The 22,709-nt window shown below is 60.0% G+C and carries 18 protein-coding genes; 9 read left to right on the top strand and 9 right to left on the bottom strand.

Annotated features, from left to right (window positions below):
• The first annotated feature begins 27 nt into the window (after positions 1–27).
• From GbCGDNIH8_RS01085 to GbCGDNIH8_RS01070, 4 genes are all read left to right on the top strand, one after another.
• Complete coding sequence (locus GbCGDNIH8_RS01085) at positions 28–972, top strand: ROK family protein (protein WP_072571776.1); 945 nt, start codon at positions 28–30, stop codon at positions 970–972.
• Complete coding sequence (locus GbCGDNIH8_RS01080) at positions 936–2,252, top strand: DNA polymerase IV (RefSeq protein WP_253736065.1); 1,317 nt, start codon at positions 936–938, stop codon at positions 2,250–2,252. Before GbCGDNIH8_RS01085 ends, GbCGDNIH8_RS01080 begins: the two co-directional genes overlap by 37 nt.
• Positions 2,180–4,336: a DUF6311 domain-containing protein gene (locus tag GbCGDNIH8_RS01075; RefSeq protein WP_475690356.1), complete on the top strand. Its 2,157-nt coding sequence runs from the start codon at positions 2,180–2,182 to the stop codon at positions 4,334–4,336. Before GbCGDNIH8_RS01080 ends, GbCGDNIH8_RS01075 begins: the two co-directional genes overlap by 73 nt.
• A gap of 203 nt (positions 4,337–4,539) precedes the next feature.
• Complete coding sequence (locus tag GbCGDNIH8_RS01070) at positions 4,540–5,880, top strand: hypothetical protein (RefSeq protein WP_157692504.1); 1,341 nt, start codon at positions 4,540–4,542, stop codon at positions 5,878–5,880.
• 12 nt (positions 5,881–5,892) lie between these two features.
• On the opposite strand, the gene GbCGDNIH8_RS01065 is transcribed toward GbCGDNIH8_RS01070, so the two are convergent.
• The 3 genes from GbCGDNIH8_RS01065 to GbCGDNIH8_RS01055 all read right to left on the bottom strand — a co-directional run bounded on the left by GbCGDNIH8_RS01065 (position 5,893) and on the right by GbCGDNIH8_RS01055 (position 9,884).
• Positions 5,893–6,894 (bottom strand): cell envelope integrity EipB family protein, encoded by a 1,002-nt coding sequence (locus tag GbCGDNIH8_RS01065; RefSeq protein ID WP_081368768.1) that lies wholly within the window; start codon positions 6,892–6,894, stop codon positions 5,893–5,895.
• Positions 6,895–6,979: 85 nt separating this feature from the next.
• Positions 6,980–8,767 (bottom strand): aspartate--tRNA ligase, encoded by a 1,788-nt coding sequence (aspS, locus tag GbCGDNIH8_RS01060; protein WP_072571773.1) that lies wholly within the window; start codon positions 8,765–8,767, stop codon positions 6,980–6,982.
• 142 nt (positions 8,768–8,909) lie between these two features.
• Positions 8,910–9,884 carry a magnesium transporter CorA family protein gene (locus GbCGDNIH8_RS01055; protein WP_072571772.1) on the bottom strand — a complete coding sequence of 325 codons (975 nt, stop codon included), beginning with the start codon at positions 9,882–9,884 and terminating at the stop codon, positions 8,910–8,912.
• Between the two features lie 100 nt (positions 9,885–9,984).
• On the opposite strand from GbCGDNIH8_RS01055, the gene rnd reads away from it, so the two are divergent.
• Positions 9,985–11,175, top strand: coding sequence for a ribonuclease D (gene rnd / locus GbCGDNIH8_RS01050; RefSeq protein WP_072571771.1), 1,191 nt, complete (start codon positions 9,985–9,987; stop codon positions 11,173–11,175).
• 17 nt (positions 11,176–11,192) lie between these two features.
• Here rnd and GbCGDNIH8_RS01045 read toward each other — a convergent pair whose 3' ends face one another.
• The 4 genes from GbCGDNIH8_RS01045 to metF form a co-directional block, all read right to left on the bottom strand.
• The gene (locus tag GbCGDNIH8_RS01045; RefSeq protein WP_072571770.1) at positions 11,193–12,683 is read right to left on the bottom strand and encodes a Ppx/GppA family phosphatase; all 1,491 of its coding nucleotides are present in this window, start codon (positions 12,681–12,683) and stop codon (positions 11,193–11,195) included.
• A 39-nt stretch (positions 12,684–12,722) separates the two neighbouring features.
• Entirely contained in the window at positions 12,723–13,649 is a 927-nt protein-coding gene (locus tag GbCGDNIH8_RS01040) for a 50S ribosomal protein L11 methyltransferase (RefSeq protein WP_072571769.1), read from the bottom strand.
• A gap of 13 nt (positions 13,650–13,662) precedes the next feature.
• Positions 13,663–15,954 carry an ATP-dependent helicase gene (locus tag GbCGDNIH8_RS01035; RefSeq protein ID WP_072571768.1) on the bottom strand — a complete coding sequence of 764 codons (2,292 nt, stop codon included), beginning with the start codon at positions 15,952–15,954 and terminating at the stop codon, positions 13,663–13,665.
• A 74-nt stretch (positions 15,955–16,028) separates the two neighbouring features.
• Positions 16,029–17,000, bottom strand: a complete 972-nt coding sequence (gene metF, locus GbCGDNIH8_RS01030) for a methylenetetrahydrofolate reductase [NAD(P)H] (RefSeq protein WP_072571767.1) — start codon at positions 16,998–17,000, stop codon at positions 16,029–16,031.
• Between the two features lie 236 nt (positions 17,001–17,236).
• On the opposite strand from metF, the gene GbCGDNIH8_RS01025 reads away from it, so the two are divergent.
• The 4 genes from GbCGDNIH8_RS01025 (at position 17,237) to GbCGDNIH8_RS01010 (ending at position 20,387) form a co-directional block, all read left to right on the top strand.
• On the top strand, positions 17,237–18,064 hold the full coding sequence (locus tag GbCGDNIH8_RS01025; protein WP_081368767.1) for an MlaA family lipoprotein: 828 nt from the start codon (positions 17,237–17,239) through the stop codon (positions 18,062–18,064).
• Between the two features lie 51 nt (positions 18,065–18,115).
• Positions 18,116–18,721 carry an MlaC/ttg2D family ABC transporter substrate-binding protein gene (locus GbCGDNIH8_RS01020; RefSeq protein WP_072573493.1) on the top strand — a complete coding sequence of 202 codons (606 nt, stop codon included), beginning with the start codon at positions 18,116–18,118 and terminating at the stop codon, positions 18,719–18,721.
• A 156-nt stretch (positions 18,722–18,877) separates the two neighbouring features.
• Positions 18,878–19,435, top strand: a complete 558-nt coding sequence (locus GbCGDNIH8_RS01015) for an SRPBCC family protein (protein ID WP_095206397.1) — start codon at positions 18,878–18,880, stop codon at positions 19,433–19,435.
• A 7-nt stretch (positions 19,436–19,442) separates the two neighbouring features.
• The gene (locus GbCGDNIH8_RS01010) at positions 19,443–20,387 is read left to right on the top strand and encodes a YncE family protein (RefSeq protein WP_081368765.1); all 945 of its coding nucleotides are present in this window, start codon (positions 19,443–19,445) and stop codon (positions 20,385–20,387) included.
• A 1-nt stretch (position 20,388) separates the two neighbouring features.
• On the opposite strand, the gene GbCGDNIH8_RS01005 is transcribed toward GbCGDNIH8_RS01010, so the two are convergent.
• Together GbCGDNIH8_RS01005 and ettA are read right to left on the bottom strand one after the other, a co-directional pair.
• A complete protein-coding gene (locus GbCGDNIH8_RS01005; protein ID WP_367593389.1) occupies positions 20,389–21,024 on the bottom strand; it encodes a GNAT family N-acetyltransferase in 636 nt (211 codons plus the stop codon).
• Complete coding sequence (gene ettA, locus GbCGDNIH8_RS01000) at positions 20,969–22,648, bottom strand: energy-dependent translational throttle protein EttA (RefSeq protein ID WP_072571766.1); 1,680 nt, start codon at positions 22,646–22,648, stop codon at positions 20,969–20,971. Before ettA ends, GbCGDNIH8_RS01005 begins: the two co-directional genes overlap by 56 nt.
• Between the last annotated feature and the right edge of the window lie 61 nt (positions 22,649–22,709).

Genomic DNA, 22,709 nt, shown 5'->3' with positions numbered 1-22,709 from the left:
GGCCGATAGCTGCGGCATCACGTGATCATGGCGCATGGCATTCCTGATTTTCGTATCGGCCCCGATTTCCGTATCGGCATTGATCTTGGCGGCACCAAGACGGAGATTGTCGCTCTGGGACGGGATGGCGATATCCTGTACCGCCGTCGCGCCATAACCCCATCATTTTATGACCCTTCACTGCGCCAGATCGCCTCCATGGTGGAAGCGGCGGAACAGGCGCTGGGCGGGCATGGCAGTGTCGGCATGGGCATTCCCGGCACCATCGACGCCCGGACCGGACTGGTGAAGAACGCCAACTCTACCTATCTGATCGGTCATGCTCTGGATCGTGATCTGGCAGAGCTTCTGCATCGCCCGATCAGGGTGGAAAATGATGCCAACTGCTTTGCACTCAGCGAGGCCTCTGATGGGGCAGCCGCGGGGATGAACATCGTGTTCGGTGTGATTCTGGGCACGGGTTGTGGGGGTGGAATAGTGGTCAATGGCCATGCCCTGACCGGGCGCCACCGTATTGCCGGAGAATGGGGGCATAATCCGCTGCCATGGCCCGATGCAGAGGATCTGCCCTTACCGGCCTGCTGGTGCGGACAGCATGGCTGTCTGGAAACCTATCTCAGCGGACCGGCTTTGGCCGCCTCCTGCGATGGTCCCGGCTGCCACGACGCTCATGACCTGCCTGCGCGTGCGCGGGCGGGCGATTTTGCTGCGCAACAGGCGCTGGACCGACATGCGGATCGGCTGGCACGCGGGCTGGCAGCGATCGTCAATGTGCTGGACCCCGATGCCATCGTGCTGGGTGGGGGATTATCGGCCATGGACCACCTCTACAGCATCGTGCCCGGCCTGATGGCCCGCCATGTTTTCAATGACCGCTGCGATACGCCAGTACTGAAAAACCGGCACGGTGACAGTTCCGGCGTGCGCGGTGCGGCATGGTTATGGCCGGCGCCAGAGCCTCTGCCGGGATGACGGCAACAGCCACCTCGCTGTGCCGGGACTGTCTGGCTGCGCCGGCAGGGCTGCGCTGCACCTGCGGCTCCCGCCGGATCGTTCGTCATCCGCAATTGCATCAACTGACCGTCGCGCATGTCGATTGCGATGCTTTTTATGCCAGTGTCGAAAAACATGATCGCCCGGAACTGGCCGCGAAGCCCGTTCTGGTCGGCGGCGGCAAACGGGGCGTCGTCGCGGCTGCCTGCTATATAGCCCGGATGCAGGGGGTGCGCAGTGCCATGCCGATGTTTCAGGCCCTGAAAGCCTGCCCGGACGCCGTTGTTCTGCCGCCCGATTTTCCAAAATATCGTGCCGCCGCCCATCGTATCCGGGAGATGATGCTGGCGCTGACGCCTCTGGTGCAGCCTTTGTCCATTGATGAAGCCGCCCTTGATCTGTCTGGCACGGAGGCACTTCACGGTATGTCCCCGGCCTGTGTGCTGGCACGGTTCGCACAACAGGTGGAAGCAGAGCTGGGCGTGACCGTCTCCATCGGACTGGCCGCCAACCGGTTGATGGCCAAGATCGCTGCCGGTCGGGACAAGCCACGCGGCTTCAGCGTCATTGGGGCAGAAGCCGCACAGGTGCTGGCATCGGAGCCGGTCCGCCTGCTGCCTGGAATCGGAGCCGCGCAGGCCAGTCATCTGGCTGCGCAGGGCATCGTGCTGCTGGGGCAGTTGCAGGCACTGGATGACCGCGAAGCACGGCGACGCCTCGGCGATGACGGGCCAGGCCTGGTGCGGAGGGCAAGGGGAGAAGATTCCCGTCGTATCTCCCCTGAGCGCGACACGAAATCCGTCAGTGCGGAAACCACCTTTGAAGCCGATATCAGCGACCAGGAGACATTGGAGCGGCATCTCTGGCGTATGGCTGAAAAACTGGCGCGCCGCCTGAGGGAGCAGGATCTGGCTGCGTCGGGCATCGTGCTGAAGCTGAAAACCGCCGGTTTCGCCCAGCGCACCCGCAGTCGTCGCCTGCACAGGCCGACCTGCCTGCCCGAAACACTGTTCGAATCAGGACGCAACCTGCTGGAAAAAGAAACCGATGGCACCCGTTTTCGCCTGATCGGGCTGGGGGCTTCACCGCTGGTCAGCGCTTCCCTGGCCGATCCCGGTGATTTAATGGACCAGACCAGCACCAGACGCGCCGCAGCCCGGAAAGCGCTGGATCAGCTGCGTGATAAATTCGGAGACCGTGTTATTCAGCACGGACGCGGAATGATACTACCCCCGCCAGTTCCAGGGAGACGATCCTGATACCTTTTTCATCCGAGCCGGCCGCCAGCGGTCGTCTCAGTTATCTATGGGGTCTTCTGATCGGCGTCCTGCTGACCAGCACCCTGTTCCCGCTCTCCGCTTTTCTGGGGCACTATCAGTCCGCTGCACCGACTTCGGCCGATGTGGCCCAGCACATTGTCGGCCAGTGGTATTTTCTGGCTGAGCCCTGGAACTGGCCTCCTCTGGTCTCTCACAGAATGGCCGATACGGCGGTCAGCCTGACCGACAGTATTCCTCTGACCATTTTACTGGCCAAACTGTTTCAACCATGGCTGCCGAAAGGATTTGAGACCGTCACCATCTGGCTGACGCTGTGCTGGATGCTGCAACCGGTTGCCGCCATATATGCCCTGCGCGGTCTGGGAGAAAAAAGGCTGCTGCCTGCGCTTGCCATTGCGGTGATGGCCATCTCCATGCCGACCTTCATCTTCCGCATCGGGCATGCCGCCCTGTGCGGGCATTTTCTGATCCTGCTGATGGTCGGGCTGTATTTCCGGCTCTGTGCCGGGCCGCGCCTGTCGCTCCTGTTGGCAGGCTGTGTGCTGACCGTGCTGAGCCTGCTGATCCATCCTTATCTGATGGTCATGGTGGCCAGCCTGTTTCTGGCTGTTCCTGTCACACTCAAGCTGCGTGGAGACAAAGGCTGGCGCAAATGCGCAGCCGCTGTCGTGCTGACAGGTGCTCTTGTTGTCCTGACCGGCTCTGGCGCCAGTCTCTGGGGGGCAAAGTCAGATGGCGGATATGGCCATTATTCGATGAATCTGCTGGCCCCGTTTTATCCAGCCTCTTCCGCCCTTCTGCCCAATCGCGGGATTGGCGCCATTGATATGACAGGCGGTCAATATGAAGGCTTCCAGTATCTGGGAGCGGGATTGCTGTTGCTGCTGATCGTGCTGGCCTTTTCTGTCAGCAAGCGGACAGAATGGCATCATTTCGTACATGGCGGCTGGCGCAGGCATGGGGGGCTTCTGCTGGCCTGCCTGTGCCTTATCCTGCTGGCCATCTCTCATACATGGTATCTTGGCCCTTATCGTCTGCTGGTGATCATTCCTCAGCCACCCGGCTTCCTGCAACAAATCAGGGCGAGCGGACGATTATTCTGGCCGGTGGCCTATACGCTGCTGCCTGTCAGCATCGCGGCGATTGCTGCGTGGAAAGGGATCTATCGGCACACCATCGGCATGGCTCTGATCATACTGGCGGCAGGGCTTCAGTTTCTGGATACCTCGCAACTGCGTGCAGGAGTCCGCACCGAAACCCATCAGCAGGTTGCGTCACCGTTCGACAGCATAAAGCTGCGGGAGATCCTTGCCGGGCAAAACAGATTGAACATCTATATGCCTGCCCGTTGCTGGAACAACGACATCAATGATCTGATGCAGGTTCTGTGGGTTGCCGCCCAAGTCCCCATTGCCGTGAACACGATGTATACGGCCCGCACCAACAATGCCGCCGGATGTTCACTGGACGCCGCCGGAGGAGCCACGCTAGCAACGGGTGAGGTCAAGTTGTTCCTGCCCAATCATCAGGCTTCTGCATTTCTGGTCGATCATGCTGCGGAGCAATGCAGGGCGCTGGGTGCGCTCGGGGTCTGCACTGCTGATACAGCCAGGCTGGAGGGGCTGCCTGCCATCCGATTGCCTCACGCCATAAGTGGGGAGCGTCTGCCTGCCAGCGCCGGGCATATGCTATCCACCCTGCTGGTTCAGGGCTGGCTTGAACCGGCAGGGTGGGGAACATGGAGCGTCGGCCCGCAAGCCGATCTCCTTCTTCCTGCCATCGGCAACGGCGCCCTGCATCTGGTTGTTCAGGCACAGGGCTTTGCCCCCGTCAGCGGAGGCACCCAGCATGTCACCGTTTTACAAAACGGTGTGCCTGTCGCGGAATGGGATCTGACCGATATGCAGATCAAAACCTATCAGGCTGAGTTGCCACCCGTGACTGGCCTGCGCCGCCTGACCTTCCGGATTGCCCGTCCGATCTCGCCCACGGAACGTCAATCATGGTCTTTTGACGGTCAGATCGGGTTCGGACTGGAAGCTGTGACGGTTTCAGAACGATAATAAAAAATTTTCTCTTCATAGAATATCAGGAATATCCTTATAAGATTGCAATATCTTATAAGGATATTTTTCTTGATCTTGAATGGAAGAGCTGGAATTACGAAAAAATTTCACCGTATAATAGAACGATGAAGGCACACATCACCAAAAAATCTCTTACTGATTTTCTGGAACTATCAATTGCAGCGGTGATATCGCTTTTTTTGACTGTCTCCATTGCCATTTATGCCCGCCTGATCCCGCTCAGCCGATGGCAGGCTGACGAGTTCATTACATTTGCCCATAATCGGGATACCGGCCTGCCGTTTCTTCTGGATCGTTTTTTCCACTGGAGTCCCAGGCCGGTCTCCGAGTTCATTCTCTGGCTGTACTATCTTGCATCAACCGCTTTACATCGCCCCATGATCACCGCGATCATCGGAAGCTTATGGGCGGTTCTGATCATCAGCGGGCTGGCCATCCTGAGGCGCAGCAGCAACAAAAAACTGCTCCAGCTTTGTCTCTGTCTGGCGCTGCCCGCCTTCTATCTGCTCGATACCGATCCGACCGAGGTGTTTTTCTGGCCTCAATCAGCCGTTGCTTATGTCACGACACTGGCAGCCATCACCTTGCTGTTCTGGGAGATCGCCAGCAACACACCCATTACCTCCACCCGATCCATCGTGCTGCTGATCATTGCCGCATGGAGTAGTGAAACCGGCGCGTTTTTCGTCTTCCTCTTCACCATCATGAATGCTCCGTTCGCCTTTTCCGAGCAACCGCAGCCGCCTGTATTTTTTCGCTGGAGTCTGCCTCTGCTGGGATCAGGACTGATTTTGTTTCTGCTGTTGCTGGGGAGGGTTGGTACCCCCGAACTTCCCATCCAGACAGGGCACTATATTCACCATGTTCTTCCCAGCGCACAGGCGGCGACAGGCGTTCTGATGGAGGAGCTTGGCTTTTCAACACAGAGCCAAATGCCGCTCGGCTGGATTCATCTGCTGTTTTTTCTGGGAGCACGCTGGTGCTGGAGCAGCATGCGCCGCGATGGAGCCCGGATTCGAGCGGGGCTTCTGACAGGCTTTGCTCTCGCCCTGCTCTCAGCCGCTTATATCTCCATCCTCGCAGCCTATTATCAATTTGATTATGTCTGCTGCGCCCGGCACGCCACGATCCGTGAAAGCTATATCCTGCTGGCGGTTATGGCCCTTGGATTTGCATCAGCCCGCTGGTCCCTGATCGACACACGATATCTGCGGGCCGTGTCAGCGTTGCCATTCGCCGTGGCGCTTCTGATCGCGCTGCCTGTTCGCCTGCCAGCGCTCCAGCATGATCATGCGCTCATTGATCAGGTCACTGCGGCGAAAGCAGCGACATGGGTGTCCGGCACAGCCCACGCTGAAGCAATGACTTTTTATCAGCAGCCGGATGGCATGATCGTCCATAATGGCTATCTGCCAGCAGGCAATTACATCCTGGGACAAACACAGAACTGGATTCCGACCGGGATTATGCAGTTCTTTCACAAACAGAAGCTGACCGTCACTGCCGCACCACCGCCATAAGCGGCGACCAGATCAGCATTTATGCGGTAGTGACTTGAAGGATGCGATGCTGCCTTTCAGTTTGAAATCACCGAAATTCATGGTGAGGTCATCCGCCACGCCATTCAGCCAGTATCGCATACCGGCCTGATAAGCAGGCTCGATCCTCGCCTTGTCGGTGTCGAAGAAGGACACCAGCACTTTGGCGCTCGGCATGTCCTTCAGCAGGTTGATCTCGACCGGAACCGATTTTTTCCAATCGAGCGCTACGACAAATGTATCCTGCACTCCATCTGCCGATGTTCCATCAAACAGGGGCAGGGCAGAAAATTTGATCCCGTTCTCCGCCGCGGCCAACAGTGCCGCGGTATGCATCATCGGGAAGAACGTACCGGCCCGAATTGGCTTGGTCATCGGACGCGGCAGATCGTAACGGATCGTCCCGCTCTGACCGAAACCGTTCATAGAGGCTTCACCTGCCGTTTCCTGCGATACGGCGGTATCCGTAGTCTGCCGCATGTGAAAACGCATGTGGGTGCCGTCTTTGGATTCCCAGGTGGTGTAATCCGAAACCATCTGGATATCCTGACCATCCCGATTGGAAATGGTCATCTCCAGACGCTGCCGTGTGGCCCAGCCGTCACAGGCATCAATGACCTCGTAATCCATGCCGCCGCGAGCGCCAATCACATCCCCTGTCGGGGTGCCATCCAGCGTCAGATCATAATGGATGCGATGCGCCGCCATCCCGGAGGCGATCTTAAAAATCTGGGCCTGAGTAGGATGCTCCGTGGGCGTGATGGCAGAAGCCGCTTGCGCAGTCTGCACGATACTATGGGAAGAAGACTTTTCTTCCCCCCCTCCGGCTGAAGCCGCAAAAGCTGGCTGGATGGCTGCCAGACTGATCCCGCCCCCCAGTATCAGCCCGACCAGCGCCATGGAAAACCCATTGACCGGCTGGGCCTTCAGGACAGGCGCGCCCTCCTGCGCTGCATGGATACGGGACAGAAGGAGAAAATCGCGGATACGTGCCATGTGGGGAGGATAAGAGCCTCCTGCCACGATCGCCAACCCCCGCCAGAGCGGAAAATACTGCTCAGGCAGGAGAAGGGGACCAATATTACCCCTTTTTAACCACAGGCGGCTTCTCGATCCGCAGTGACAGTTCTTTCAACCGGGCAGGCTCGACCTCGGCCGGGGCCCCCATCATCAGATCCTCGCCCTGCTGATTGAGCGGGAACAGGATCACCTCGCGGATATTCGGCTCATCCGCCAGCAGCATCACCATACGATCAATTCCCGGCGCGGCCCCACCATGCGGGGGGGCGCCGTAGCGGAACGCATTCAGCATGCCGCCGAACCGTGCTTCGACCTCGCTGGCCGGATAGCCTGCGATCTCGAACGCACGGATCATCAGATCAGGACGATGGTTACGAATAGCGCCCGATGAAAGCTCAATCCCGTTGCACACGATATCGTACTGATACGCCTTGATCGTCAGCGGATCCTGATTGTTGAGCGCATCCAGCCCACCCTGGGGCATGCTGAACGGGTTATGGCTGAAATCGATCTGGCCGGTTTCCTCGTTCAGCTCATACATCGGGAAATCGATGATCCAGCAGAAGCGGAACTCGTTCTGTGCGATCAGATTCAACTCCTGCCCCAACCGAGTCCGGACGGCACCTGCGAATTTGGCTGCTTCCAGCTTCTGTCCTGCGGCAAAGAATACCGCATCGCCTGCCTTTAAGCCGCACGCCTCACGGATGGCTTCCGCGCGCTCCGGCTCCAGATTGCGGGCAATGGGGCCTTTCGGGCCTTCCGCATCAAAAATGATGTAGCCGAGGCCACCGGCCCCTTCCGCCCGCGCCCAGTCGTTCAGCTTATCGAAGAAGCTGCGCGGGTTTCCGGCAGCACCCGGTGCCGGAATAGCACGGACGATCCCGCCCGAAGCCGCGATCTTGGCAAACAACCCGAAACCGGAGCCGTCGAACTGGGCCGTCACATCGGTGATCCGCAATGGATTACGCAGATCCGGCTTGTCGGAGCCGTATTCCAGCATCGCGGTTTCATAGGGAATCCGCGGAAAAGGCGGCTTGGTCACCGCCCGACCGTTGGAGAACTCCTCGAACACCTGCGCCATCACCGGTTCCAGTGCAGCGAACACGTCTTCCTGCGTAGCGAAGCTCATCTCGAAATCGAGCTGATAGAATTCGCCGGGAGAACGGTCAGCACGACTGGCCTCATCACGGAAACACGGGGCGATCTGGAAGTAACGATCAAAGCCCGCCACCATCGCCAACTGCTTGAACTGCTGCGGCGCCTGCGGCAGCGCATAGAACTTGCCCGGATGCAGACGAGCCGGCACCAGAAAGTCGCGCGCACCTTCAGGGGAGGATGCCGTCAGGATCGGAGTCTGAAATTCGGTAAAGCCCTGCTCGATCATACGGCGACGCAGGCTGGCAATGACCTGGGCACGCAGCATCATGTTCCGGTGCACACGCTCCCGCCGCAGGTCGATATAGCGGTATTTCAGCCGCAGCTCATCGGGATAGGATTCAGTGCCCGCCACCTGCAAAGGCAGCACCTCGGCCGAGGATTGAACGTCCAGCGCAGTCACACGGAGTTCAATTTGCCCGGTCGGCAGTTTCGGATTCACCGTCCCTGTTTCACGTGCAACAACCTGCCCGGTCACGGTGATCACGCTTTCGGGGCGCAGCTTTTCGACCGCCGCAAATACATCGGTACCGGAGGCGAAAACGCACTGGGTCAGACCATAATGATCACGCAGATCAATAAACAGCAGGCCGCCATGATCGCGCTTGCTGTGAATCCAGCCGGACAGACGGGCTTCCGTTCCGGTATCGGCGGCGCGCAGGGCACCACAATCATGGCTGCGATAGGCGTGCATCGGGTCAATCCTCGCGGCGTCTACCTCCGCCGGACAGGCAGAAGCGACACATCTTTATCAGGCACCCCCGAAAAAGCCGGGGCGCGACTGAGTAGCCGATGGCCGCCATCAGGCAAAGCCCATAATGCCCCGAAAAACCGCATCAGAACCATCCCCGTATTCGAAACCACGCCAGCGTCAGCAGGACACTCAGCACCATCAGCCCGAGACTCATCGGATAGCCGTAATGCCAGTCCAGCTCCGGCATCAGCTTGAAATTCATCCCATAAATGCCCGCAATCAGTACCGGAGGGATGCCCGCAACAGACACGATGGTCAGCACCTTCACGATCACGCTCTGCTCGATATTGATGAACCCGAGCGTCGCATCGAGCAGAAAATTGAGCTTCATGTTCAGATGATTCTCATAGTCATTCAGAGAGGCAATATCGGCCTTCAACGATTCCAGCCGCGCCGTGAGCGCATCCGACAACCAGTCCTGCGCGTTCGTGATCACATAGGGTACGATCCGCCCGACCCCCAGCAAGGTGTCACGAATCTTGCCCAGCCTGTCACCCAGTTGGCCGATCCGGCGCAGGGATGCCTGCAACATACGATCAGCACGGGCCGGTCTGCGGGACGTCTGACGGCTTTCCCTGAAAATCGTGCCCGAGACATGATCAATATCGGTCGCCGTCATCTCCAGTACATCGGCCAGCCGGTCAACGATGGCCTCAATCAGTGAAACCATCAGCCGGAAACCGGAGCCGCTTCTGACCTGCCGGGGCGCCAATGCCTCATGCAGACGATCAAAAACCTGTGCGTCCTGAAACCGGACCGTGATCAGACGTTCCCGGTTCACCACCAGCCCGAGCGGACCGACCACCGGTTCTTCGCTGGAGCGACTGACCAGCGGCATGCTGAGATACAGGGTTTCTTCATCAAGGCGCAGGCGACTCGAGTTTTCGATCTCTTCCAGCGCCTGACGTGAGGGAATGGCCTGACCGGTTTCCTGAGACACCAGACGGATTTCCTCTTCCGTCGGATTATGCAGATCGATCCAGCTAGCCTGCGACAGACAGTCAGGAGCAATTTGTCCCGACTGGCCTGCTTGAGCCGCCGGGAATATCCTCAACATGGCAGCATACCCTCAAACCCTTCTGTTCCATCGCATTTCGGAGCATCAACCACGCCATTGGTCCTTCCGCCCCCGCACACACGGGTATAAAAGCAGCCCTATGTCCCGCCAGCCCCGCTCCAGATTTCCAGGCCCCACCCTGATCACAAAAAGCGAAGACCTCGCAGCGCTATGCACAACCCTGCGCAGAGAGCAGTACGTCACGATTGATACCGAGTTCATGCGGGAACGCACATACTGGCCGGAACTTTGCGTCGTCCAGCTTGGCGGCGTGGATTCCGTTGCCGTGATCGATACGCTGGCGCCGGAACTGGACCTCGCCCCTCTGGGAGAATTGCTGGCTGATCCGGCGGTGATCAAAGTTTTTCATGCCTGCCGGCAGGATATCGAAATTTTCCTGCTGCGCTTCGGCTCCATCCCGCAACCCATGTTCGATACGCAGGTCGCCGCCATGGTCGCCGGGTTTGGTGATCAGGTCGGCTATGACACGCTCGTCTCATCACTGACCGGCGGTCATATCGACAAGGCGCACCGGTTCAGCGACTGGTCCCGCCGTCCCCTGTCTCAGGCCCAGATCGACTATGCTGCCGCCGACGTCACCTATCTGCGTGGCGTGTACGAGACCCTTCGCGACCGGCTGGAAAAAGAAGGCCGCCTTGCCTGGGTATCCGAGGAAATGGCGGTGCTGACCGATCCTGCAACCTATCGCACTGATCCGGTCACGATGTGGGAAAGGCTGCGGCCCCGCACCAATAACCGCCGCTATCTGGGGTTGCTGCGCGCCATATGCGCCTGGCGCGAGATTGAGGCCCAGCGCCTGAACATTCCGCGTCAGCGCCTGATCAAGGATGAAAGCCTGCTGGAAATCGCCGCGACCTCTCCTGCCGATGCAGAGTCTCTGGCACAGGCCCGTGGAGTCGGGCGTGGCTTTGCGGAAGGCCGGTCAGGCGCCACCCTGCTGGCGGCCATTGCCGAGGCCAGGGCCCTGCCGGAGTCTGATCTTCCCGCGATTCCACGCGGCCGGGAGAATGGGTCGCGCCCTTCTCCCGCGCTCGTCTCATTGCTGAAAGTGCTGCTTGCGGCCAAAAGCGAGCAGCATAACGTCGCTCCGAAGCTGCTGGCTTCCTCTGAGGATCTGGACCGGCTGGCAACCGAGGCGGAACCGGATGTGCCCGCTCTGACCGGATGGAGGCGGGATGTATTCGGTCAGGATGCTCTTGCCCTGAAAAACGGCAAGATCTGTCTTGGTGTGGACGGGAAGCAGATCAAACTGATCACCACAACGGCCTGATCAGGCACCCCGATCACTTATCCCTCTGCAATCAGAGGGTTCAGGCCCATGATCTGGGCCAGTTGCTCCAGCCTGCGCACCACGCTTTCACCGGCAAAAACACCCCCACCGCGATGCAGCCGCAGTTCCAGTGCTCCATTCCGGACGTCCAGACCTGCCAGCGCCAGCAGGGCCGGAGTGCCACCGGACAATGTATAGGCCAGCCGAAGGGCGTTCCCCAGAATCTCAGCCCGCAGCGCGGCAGCACTATCCAGCAGCAAACGCGCCGGCAGCAGCCAGGGAGAAGCCGGATCGGCCTCATACCGCATGGCAATCGTCAAACCCAGAAAAGCCCGGCCATGGTGATCCAGACCGCTGCCCGGCTGACGCAGCAGATAATGAAACGCCTGCTCGGCCCTGAATTCCGGGTGATCATGATGCCCGATATCGGACATCAGACAGCAGGCTTCGCGCAGCCGCCTCTGTTCCTCGGTCTCATCGGGAAATAATCCATCCGTCCAGGCACAAAGACGGCCAGGCAGAGCAGGATCACGGCTATACAGGCGCGCATCTTCCTCGGCCGCCGCGCGCAATGGGTCACGCGCGGCAATCTCTGGCGGGATCGTGCGCATATACCAGCCCTCGCGCAGACCATTGGCCGAGAATACAACACGACGGCAGCCAGTAGCACGCAGCAACCGACGCAGCACCAGAGCCGCATAGGGCAAATCTTCCGTGCGACGGCGCGGCACGGCAGGCAGCCGCTCCAGCGCTTTCGGACTGGCGGAGGCGATCACCCCGGTCAGATCCCGCGCCTCATCCCGGCTGATCGTATAATGATGCACCATATTCAGCGGATAGCCGGTCTGGGCCATATGGATACGCGCCATTGCGCGCCACGCTCCGCCCACCAGCAGCAGATCCTGCCCCGGCTGCTGCCCCAGCCACGGTAGGGAAGCAAGGTCGGTATCGACCAGCGTCCGCGCCTTGACCAGATCGCCTCCGGCACGATCCGCCAGCCGGATGACCCCAAGCCGCAGGGTGGTGGCATCTTTTGCCTCCCCCCCCTCCAGTCGCAGCACTTCCAGCGAGCCACCGCCAATATCGGCCAGAATACCTTTGGCCTGCGGCATCCCGCACAGCACACCGCGCGCAGAGAGCGTGGCCTCCTCATGGCCGGACAGCACCAGAATCGGCACGCCCGGCATAATCCGTTCCAGAGCAGCAACAAAATCAGGGCCGTTCTCGGCATCCCGCACCGCGGCAGTCGCCAATACCTCGAACGGATCGGCATGCATCGCACGGGCCAGCGCGTAATACCGCGCCATGACAACCAGCGCCTGCTCGACCGCCTCCCCGTTCAGCCTTCCGGTCGTCTGCAATCCGCGCCCGAGCCGGAGCACCGCTTTTTCGTTGAAAATCGGCAGCGGATTCCGTGACTGCCCCTCAAACACCACGAGGCGTACCGAATTGGACCCCAGATCAACGACCGCAGCACGTTTTCTGTCAGTCGGAAGAGGAAGAAGCATTCAGCGCGTCTCTTCTTTTATAATGATAGGCGTCTTGAATTATGCCGCAGAGACCGCTTTTTCCAAAGAGGTCACCGGACGCTTGTGAAGGATCAATGTCATCCAGTGTCCCTGCGGAATCGCTTTCCACAGTACCAGCCCCTGACGGCGATACGCTGCCAACACCATCCGCATCTGTGTCGCCAGTAACCCGGCCAGAATCACATGGCCACCCGGTTCCAGAGACTGTGCCAGATGATAGGCCATGCCACAAAGCGGGCGCGCCAGAATATTGGCGAAAATCAGATCATAAGGCGCCTTCGCCCGGATCGGACGACGCTTCCATCCATCCGAGACAAGACAGTCTAGCCGCCTTGATACCCGGTTCAGCACCGCATTTTGCTGTGCGGTACGCACCGACCATGGTTCGATATCCGCCGCCAGCACCCGCACAGGATGCGGCTTGATCAGCCGTGCCGCCGCCATGGCAAGGATGCCGGAGCCTGTCCCCAGATCGATCACCCGCCGCTTTGGAGAAGCTTTTGCAACCAGTTGCTCCAGCGCCAGCAGACAGCCACGGGTCGAGCCATGCTCGCCGGAGCCGAACGCGACCCCCGCATCCAGCCGCAGCGTGATCCGGCCCGGCGTATCAGGACCGTTCAGATGTGTGCCGCGCACCGCAAAACGGCGACCTACGAGCTGTTCGGGGAATGATTCATAGGTTCGGGCAAGCCAGCCATCAGCAGGCGTTTCGGTGCGGATGATCTCCGCATCCGTACCGCTGGCAAGGCGTGCCAGCGCCAGAGCCTGATCGAGGCCCGGCGTGCCACGCTCCCTGACCCCCTCAATATGCCAGAGGCCGGTATCCTCATCCAGCCAGAGCCCGACATTGCCGCACACGGTCTGAAACGCCGCTTCATAGGCATAGACGGCTTCATCGGGAACGATGACGCGCACCGTCTCCAGAGCGGTGGCATGGCGGCTCATTGATCTGTCTTCCTCATCGCGGTTCCACGAAACTGTCAAGAATGCGTTTCGGGCCTGCCTTGTCGAATGTCACGTCCAGACGGTCATCAATCACCGCCGTCACCGTTCCATAGCCGAATTTTTCATGAAAAACCCGGCTGCCGACCGAAAACTGCCCTGCCTGAGATGCCCGGCCCGGCTGTTCCCATGCTTCCCGCACCCGTGGTGCCGGAGTGCGCGGGCCAGTACGGGAACCGGTGCGGGTCGCCAGCATCGGGAACTGAACGCCGCCTCCGAATCCACCCCGCAACCGCTGTTCCCGCTCCATCACTGCCGACCCCTGTGACTGGATGCAGTCCGGCGGCAGTTCCTCGATAAAGCGGCTGGGAATAGCGCTCTGCCAGTTGGCGTAAATGCGCCGGTTGGCGGCGTGGCTGATCACGGCTTTCTGGCGCGCGCGCGTGAGTCCGACATAGGCCAGCCGCCGCTCCTCCTCCAGACTTTTCAGGCCGCCTTCATCCAGCGCCCGTTGATGGGGGAACAGCCCTTCCTCCCAGCCGGGCAGGAAAACCATATCGAATTCCAGTCCCTTGGCGGCATGCAGGCTCATCAGACTGACCTTGTCGTCGCCCGCATCCTGCTCATTCTCCATCACCAGAGAAACATGATCCAGAAAACCGGGCAGAGCATCGAACTCTGCCATGGCCCGCAGCAATTCCTTGAGATTTTCCAGCCGCCCGGGTGCCTCGGGTGATTTATCCTGCTTCCACATCTCCGTGTAGCCGCTCTCATCCAGCATGGTGGCCATGGTGGCGACATGGCCTTCGCTGGCCAGCATGCGTCGCCAACTCTCAAGACCCTGCAGGAAAGCAGCAATGCCGTCCTTGACCTTGCCGCGCAATTTACCATCGGCCAGTTGCCGTGCAGCGGCCTCCAGCAGGGGAACGGAATCAGCCCGCGCCCGTTCGTGCAGGCCACGCAACGCGACCTCCCCCACGCCACGACGAGGCACATTCACGATCCGCTCGAACGCCAGATCATCGGAAGGCTGGGCCAATAACCGCGCATAAGCGATCGCATCCCGAATTTCGGCCCGCTCATAAAAGCGCAGGCCGCCAATGACGCGATAGGGCACGCCCAGAGTAATCAGCCTTTCCTCAAAGGAGCGGGTCTGAAAGCCGGCCCTGACCAGCACTGCAATCTCCGACAAAGGATGACGGTTCCGACGCGCCGTTTCGATGCGATCCCCCACCATGCGGGCTTCCTCATCGGAATCCCACAGCGAGATGACATCGACCTTCTCACCCTCCGCATTGGTCCGGCCCGGGCGCAGCGTCTTGCCGAGCCGTCCTTCATTATGCGCTATCAGCCCGGCCGCAGCGCCAAGAATGGGCGCGGTCGAGCGATAATTGCTCTCCAGCCGCACCACATGAGCGCCGGGAAAATCCTTTTCGAAGCGCAGGATGTTTTCCACCTCCGCCCCGCGCCAGGAATAGATGCTCTGATCATCATCCCCGACGCAGCAGATGTTCTGATCCCCGTTCTGCCGCCCCTGCGCCAGCAGACGCAGCCAGAGATACTGTACCAGATTCGTATCCTGATACTCATCGACCAGAATGTAACGGAAAGCCCGGTGATACTGGGTCAGCACCTCAGGCCGGGAGCGGAGAATCTCCGTCATATAGAGCAGCAGATCACCGAAATCAGCCGCATTGAGTGTCCGCAGCCGCTCCTGATACGCCCGATAAATCGCAACGGCATGGCCGGAGGCATAATCCGTATCCTCGGCCGGGGTCACACGCTCCGGCGTCAGGCCGCGATCTTTCCAGCGCTGGATGGCGGCCATCAGGCCGGGCAGCGGCCATCTTTTGGTATCGACCCGGAACGTCTCCGCCACCTGCTTGAGCAGGCGCATCTGGTCATCACTGTCGAGAATCGAGAAATTCGAGGACAGGCCGACATACTCCGCATGCCGCCGCAGCATCCGGGCGCAGAGCGCATGGAACGTGCCGAGCCACAGCCCCTCCACCTTCTCACCGAGGATCGCCCCGACCCTCTCCCGCATTTCCCGGGCAGCCTTGTTGGTGAAGGTAACGGCCAGAACCTGATTGGGGAAAGCCCGTCCGCTTTTCAGGATATGGGCAAAGCGGGTGGTGAGCACCCGTGTCTTGCCGGTTCCCGCCCCGGCCAGCACCAGCAGCGGCCCATCAATCGTCTCCACCGCCGCCCGCTGTTCCGGGTTCAGGCGCGCCAGATACTCCTCCTGTCCCTCGGATGGGACAGAAGCAGCAGCAGGAGGAAACGGCGATGAAGGATGATCGGTCACGAAACCCGATATATGTTGTCAGACCACATCCGTGCAGGGCCGCATCCGTGCAGGGGCAGTCCGGAGGGGAAAAATCATACCTGCTCAGGAACTGGTGCGACAGCTGGGTGAACACCCAGAATACGGGCAATCGCATAGACCAGATCAGGACGGTTCAACGTATAGAAGTGAAATTCATCAATCCCGTTGGCCTGCAACAGCCTGACCTGCTCCGCCGCGACCACCGCCGCCACCATACGGCGGGTTTCCACATCATCTTCCAGCCCGTCGAACAGGCGGCCCAGCCAGTCCGGCACGCTGGTACCGATCGCAGTGCTGAAGCGAACCGCCTGCGCATAGTTGGAGACAGGCATGATACCCGGTACGATCGGCGCGGTAATGCCCGCGACTAGGCAGCGATCCAGAAAACGCAGGAACGTATCCGTGTCGAAGAAATACTGGGTGATCGCCCGTGTCGCCCCGGCATCAAGCTTGCGTTTCAGATTGTCCAGATCAAACCCGGCATCCGGTGCAGCCGGATGAGTTTCGGGATAGGCCGCCACTGAAATCTCGAAATCCCCGATCCGTTTCAGCCCCGCCACCAGATCGGAGGCATAGGCGTATCCGCCCGGATGGGGCTGATACGGGGCACCGCCCGGCATATCTCCCCGCAGGGCGACGATATGCCTCACCCCGGCCTCCCAGTAATGGCGGGCAACCTCATCGACCTCATCGCGTGTGGCGCCGACACAGGTCAGATGCGCCGCAGGGGTCAGGCTGGTTTCACGGACGATACGGGCGACGGTCTCATGCGTACGGGCCTGAGTCGATCCACCGGCACCATAGGTGACGGAGACAAAACGTGGCCCCAGCGGCTCCAGACGGCGGATGCAGGACCAGAGCTGACGTTCCAGCGCTTCCGTTTTCGGCGGGAAGAACTCAAACGACAGCAGCGGCACGGGGTGCTCCGCATCCATGGCCGGCAGCCCGGTCACGCGCGGGCCGGTCAGCCAGCGTCGCAATGTCGCGCTTTCACCCTGCTGTTCCTGACCCGCCAGACGATTCATATCCCTCTGCCTCCATCCGTCCCCTCACACCGGAAGGGAAAAGCCGGTCAGTATTGTCACCTGACGGCCACAGTGATGGCTAGCTCTTGCCTGATAGCACCATGATGCACAACCTCATACATCCGGATGCGTTGCAGCCCGGTAACTGCATGCTACAACAGTTCGCAGAGACAGGCTGTCTGGCCATCACCCCCGACCTTCGCGGCGGGGCTTAATTCTTCAAGGACCTGCCGCCCATGCGTGCTGATTGTTCTGACACAGTTTCGACGATGCGTCCGTTCGGGCTTCCGTTGCGCCGGCTGGCAGCTGTCATGCTGCTGCCCTGCCTGATAGCCGCATGTGCGACGAAACCACCTGCCAGCGACAAGGAAGCCCTCGCGGAATACCAGCAGGCCAACGATCCGCTGGAACCCACCAACCGGGTCATGTACCAGGTGAATGATGCCATTGATGCGGTGGTGCTGAAGCCGGTGGCCCTTGCCTATCATTACGTCGTGCCCTCCCCTGTCCGCACCGGGTTCCGCAACGCGATCACCAATATCCAGACGCCCGTGGTTCTGGCCAACGATATTCTGCAGTGGAACGGGAAACGCGCCGGGGACACACTGAGCCGCTTTGCCATCAACAGCACGCTTGGCATTGGCGGCCTGTTCGATGTGGCGGGCAATATGGGCATCAAGCGACACGATACCGATTTCGGCGTTACCATGGCGTTGTGGGGCGTGCCGGAAGGCCCATTCCTGTTCCTGCCGATTCTGGGGCCAAGTAATCCGCGTGACGCCTCCGGCTATGGCATTGATGTTGCCATGTCCCCCACAACATGGGTCGGTCAGGGCGCTACGGTCAACAAGCTGCTCTGGGCACAGTACAGCGTCTCGGCTGCCGATATGCGCGATCAGGCGAATGATGTTCTGAACTCAATCCAGGAAACGTCGTTAGACCCTTACGCCACGTTCCGCAGCCTGTTCCGTCAGCACCGCGCCAGCGTGATCGAAGATGCCCGTAACAAAGGGACGGTAAAGGACGAAGAACTGTTCCCCGCTTCCGGACCGGGACAACCCTGATCCGGAGCTGGTGTTCACACCGCTCCCGCGTGAATGGTAAAACTGAACCTCATGGATGCCATTGTGTTGAACCGACGCCTGTTTCTGGCTGCCGCCCTTGCCGGCGCCACATTTCTGCCCCTGCCCGCCCATGCCCAAAGCAATGTAGCGGCCGATTTCATCCGCCGTGCCGGGAATGAACTGGTGGCAGCGGTCAATAACTCCCCCAGTGAAGCCCAGAAAAAAGCTGAACTGACCCGCATCGTCGACAGCTATATCGATGTCGGCAATGTGGGCCGCTTCTGTCTGGGCCGTTACTGGGCTACTGCCACCCCGCAGCAGCGGCAGGATTATCTGACCCTGTTTCACAAGGTTCTGGTCCGCAACGTTACCAGCAAGATCGGTGAAGCCAAGGGCATGAGCTATACGCTCGGCCGGGTCACGCCACAGGGCGAAAACACGCTGGTCCAGACCATTATCAACCGTCCCGGCAATGCACCCGCCAATGTTCAGTGGGTCGTGGCGACACAAGGCAGCGGCCCCCGGATCGTGGATGTGTTGGCAGAAGGCACCAGCCTGCGCCTTACCCAGCGGCAGGATTACGCCAGCTTCCTGCAACACCATAATCAGGACATCGATACGCTGCTCTCCGCCATTCGCCGTCAGGCCGGAGAATAAAACCCTGCTTTCTGCCACCGTTGCCCCTTCAGCCTCATTAAAAGGGTGAAGGGGCAAAAGGCTGAAATGAACCTCGAATTTAAGACTTTTTCTTCCCCCTGCGCTTGTTCTGCGGGAAAGAGCGGGCAATATTTGCCGCCCCAACGGGAGATTGTCATGCTTCTTCACTGGCTTACCCCTGCCCGCGCAGCCATGCTGGCTGTGCCGGTTCTTGTATCCTCTTTTGCCGCTTCACAGGCCTCCGCCCATGGCCCGACCCGCCAGAAGGTCGAGGAATCTGTGACGGTCAACGCAACTCCGGACAAAGTCTGGGCCGTCATCGGCAATTTCCACGACATGAGCTGGAATCCTGCCGTGGCGAGCGTCACCGGTGATGGTGGTAACAAGGTTACCTCCCTGCGCACCCTGACGCTGAAAGCGTCCGGGAAGCCCATCACCGAGTCTCTGGACAAGTACGATGCCACCGAGCATCTGTACAAAACCTTCCTCACCAAGCCCGACCCGGATGCCCTGCCTGCGAACGACCTGTCCACGGAGCTGTCCGTCTCTCCGGCCGATGGTGGCAAATCCACTGTCGAATGGAACGCGGCTTTCTATCGCGGCTACATGAACAATGATCCGCCGCCGAACCTGAACGATGAAGCGTCCAAAAAGGCGGTTGCTGACTACTTGAAAGCCGGTCTCGCCGCCCTGAAGGCCAAATTCGGCGGTTAAAAACCCCATGATCAGGACCCTGCTGAGCGCGTTAACGGCCGCTTCCCTTTTGCTTGCCCCGCTGACAGGCCGGGCGGCGGAAGCTTTCGTGACCGATCAGCAGGGTCACATGGTCACCATCATCGATCTGGAAAGCGCGAAACCGGTCGCCTCCATTCCAATGACGGGGGATGTCGCCGGAATTGCAATGAGCCGGGATGGCAGCCGCGCCTATGTCACTGCCCCCGAAGATCACAGCCTTACCATTCTGAATGCTGTGCAGCGCAGTGTGATCAAACGCATTACAGTCGGCGGTGCACCGCTGGGTGTTGCCGTTTCACCCGATGGCGGCACCGTGTTTGTGGCCGACTGGTTTGCCAATCATGTCACCGCTGTGGACAGCGTGAGCGGCGCTGTCAAAGCTGTCATTGAAACCGGGAAATCTCCTTCCGGGCTGGTTTTCACACCCGACGGCAAAAACCTGATTTGCGCGGACCGGGAAGATAATCAGGTTTCCATCCTTGATCCTGTGCATTTCAAACATCTGGCCTCCATCAAGACCGGGCAGCATCCGTTTGGTGTCACGGTTTCCGCTGATGGTAAACGCGCCTACGCCGCCGATGTCGAATCCAATGATGTCGCCGTCATCGACCTGCCGTCACGTACCCTGCTGGCCCGAATTCCGACCGGACATCGCCCCTACGTCGTCGCCGTGCATGGGCTGCGCGGCTATGTGACCAACGAAATGTCTGATTCCGTCACCGTGTTCGATACGGTGAGCCTCAAGCCGATCACCACTTTCCGTGTGGGTTCCTATCCTGAAGGCATCCAGACCAGCCCGGACGGCAAGACTCTGTACGTCGTCAACTGGATGGACGATACGCTGTCTGTTCTGGATGCCGAAAGCGGCCATCAGAAGGCGCTGGTGAAGGCGGGCAACAGCCCCCGCTCCTTCGGCACGTTTCTGCGCTGACCTATGCGGGCGGGCGCCCCATCCGCCAGCTTTCGTAAATCAGCATCCGGTATCCATCCCGCATAAAACTGTCGGCATGCCGCATGCCGATACTGCCCAGCACCATGCGGGAACCCCAGTTTTCCTCCCGCGCCACCCCGATGACACGTTCCACCCCTGCAACATCATGAGCATATCGCAAGGCGGCTCCGGCCGCTTCACGGGCATAGCCACGGCCCCGCGCCTCCGGCCAGAATGCAAAACGAATCGACATACCACGCCCGTCCGGGCGGCCCATCAGACCAGTCAGGCCCTCAAAATGGCCGGTATGGGCGTCCCGCACCGCCCACATCCCGACATTATGCTGACCCCAGAAAGCAATATCCGCGGCCAGATCCTCCGCTGTCTGCAGGGAATTACGAATCCCGCCCAGCATGATGGCGAATACGCCAGGATCAGCCTTGATCCGGCATAATTCGGGCAGATCGGCATAGGTAACAGGGTACAGCAACAGCCGCCCGGTGCGCAGAATGCGCCCGGCCGGAATCAGATCCGCCAGAGGAGAAGCCGCGGCAAGAGCGGGAGAGCGCTCCGCCCCGTCCTCAACGCTCCAGCGGGCGGTACTTAATACGATGTGGCTCGGTGGCCTCGGCGCCAAGTCGGCGTCGCTTATCCTCTTCATAGGCCTGGAAGTTACCTTCGAACCACTCGACATGGCTATCGCCTTCGAAGGCGAGGATATGCGTTGCAAGACGATCGAGGAACCAGCGATCATGGCTGATGATCACGGCGCAGCCTGCGAAATCCGCCAGAGCGTCTTCCAGGGCCCGCAATGTATCAACGTCCAGATCATTGGTCGGCTCGTCGAGCAGGATCACATTGGCCTCGCTCTTGAGCATTTTGGCAAGATGCACGCGGTTACGCTCACCGCCTGACAGCACGCCGACTCTTTTCTGCTGATCGGGCCCCTTGAAATTGAAGGCCCCGACATAGGCCCGGCTGGCCACTGTGCGCTTGCCCAGATGGATGACATCCGTGCCGCCGCTGATTTCTTCCCAGACGGTCTTGTTGTCGTCCAGACTGTCGCGGTTCTGATCCACATAGCCCAGCTTCACGGTGTCACCCACGGTGAGGGAACCGGAATCAGGCTGCTCCACCCCGGTGATCATACGGAACAGTGTCGTTTTGCCCGCACCGTTCGGGCCGATGACGCCGACGATACCACCCGGCGGCAACTTGAAATTCAGCCCGTCGATCAGCAGGCGATTACCGAAGGATTTACGCAGATCCTCTGCCTCGATCACCGTGCCGCCCAGACGGGGGCCGGGCGGAATCACGATATCCGCCACGCCACCAGCCTGTTCCTGAGACTTGTTCAGCAATTCCTCATAACGCTGGATACGGGCCTTGCTCTTGGCCTGACGGGCACGGGGGCTGGACTGAATCCATTCCTGCTCCGCCGCCAGGGCGCGCTGGCGGTTGCTCTCTTCCTTTTCTTCCTGCGCCAGACGCTTGCGCTTCTGTTCCAGCCAGGAGGAGTAGTTGCCCTCGAACGGATAGCCACGGCCCCGCTCGATTTCCAGAATCCAGTTGGTCACGTTGTCCAGGAAGTAACGGTCATGGGTGACGACCATCACCGTGCCCGCATAATCGCGCAGCGTGCGTTCCAGCCAGGACACGCTTTCCGCATCCAGATGGTTGGTCGGTTCGTCCAGCAGCAGCAGATCGGGCTTCTCCAGCAGCAGACGGCACAGTGCAACACGACGGCGCTCACCACCGGACAGCCGGTCCACCAAAGCCTCCGGCGGCGGGCAGCGCAGCGCGTCCAGCGCGATTTCAACACGCCGGTCCAGATCCCAGCCATCCTCGGCGTCGATCTTTTCCTGCAACATGGCCTGCTCGGCCAGCAATTCGTTCATCTTGTCATCATCCATGGGTTCAGCAAACGCCATGGAAATTTCATTGAAGCGGTCGATCGCCGCTTTCAGCTCCGCAAACGCCTCGCCGACATTTTCCGCCACCGTTTTGGTGGGGTCGAGTTGTGGCTCCTGCGACAGATAACCGACCCGGGCGCCTTCCGCGGCCCAGGCCTCACCGCCATATTCCTTTTCGATCCCGGCCATGATTTTCATCAGGGTCGATTTACCGGCACCGTTGACACCCAGCACGCCAATCTTCACGCCCGGCAGGAAGGACAGGGTAATGCCCTTGAAGACTTCCCGGCCACCCGGATAAGCCTTCGTCACATCCTTCATCACATAGACATACTGGTAGCTGGCCATATCTGGCTCCCGGCGGTTGACCGGTCGGCCGCGTCTGAAAAAGCCGCGGCCGACGGAGATC

It is taken from the genome of Granulibacter bethesdensis (assembly GCF_001889545.1).
Classification (GTDB): domain Bacteria; phylum Pseudomonadota; class Alphaproteobacteria; order Acetobacterales; family Acetobacteraceae; genus Granulibacter; species Granulibacter bethesdensis_B.
Note: the sequence above shows the minus strand (reverse complement) of the source record. Positions and strands in the feature narration are given on the sequence as shown.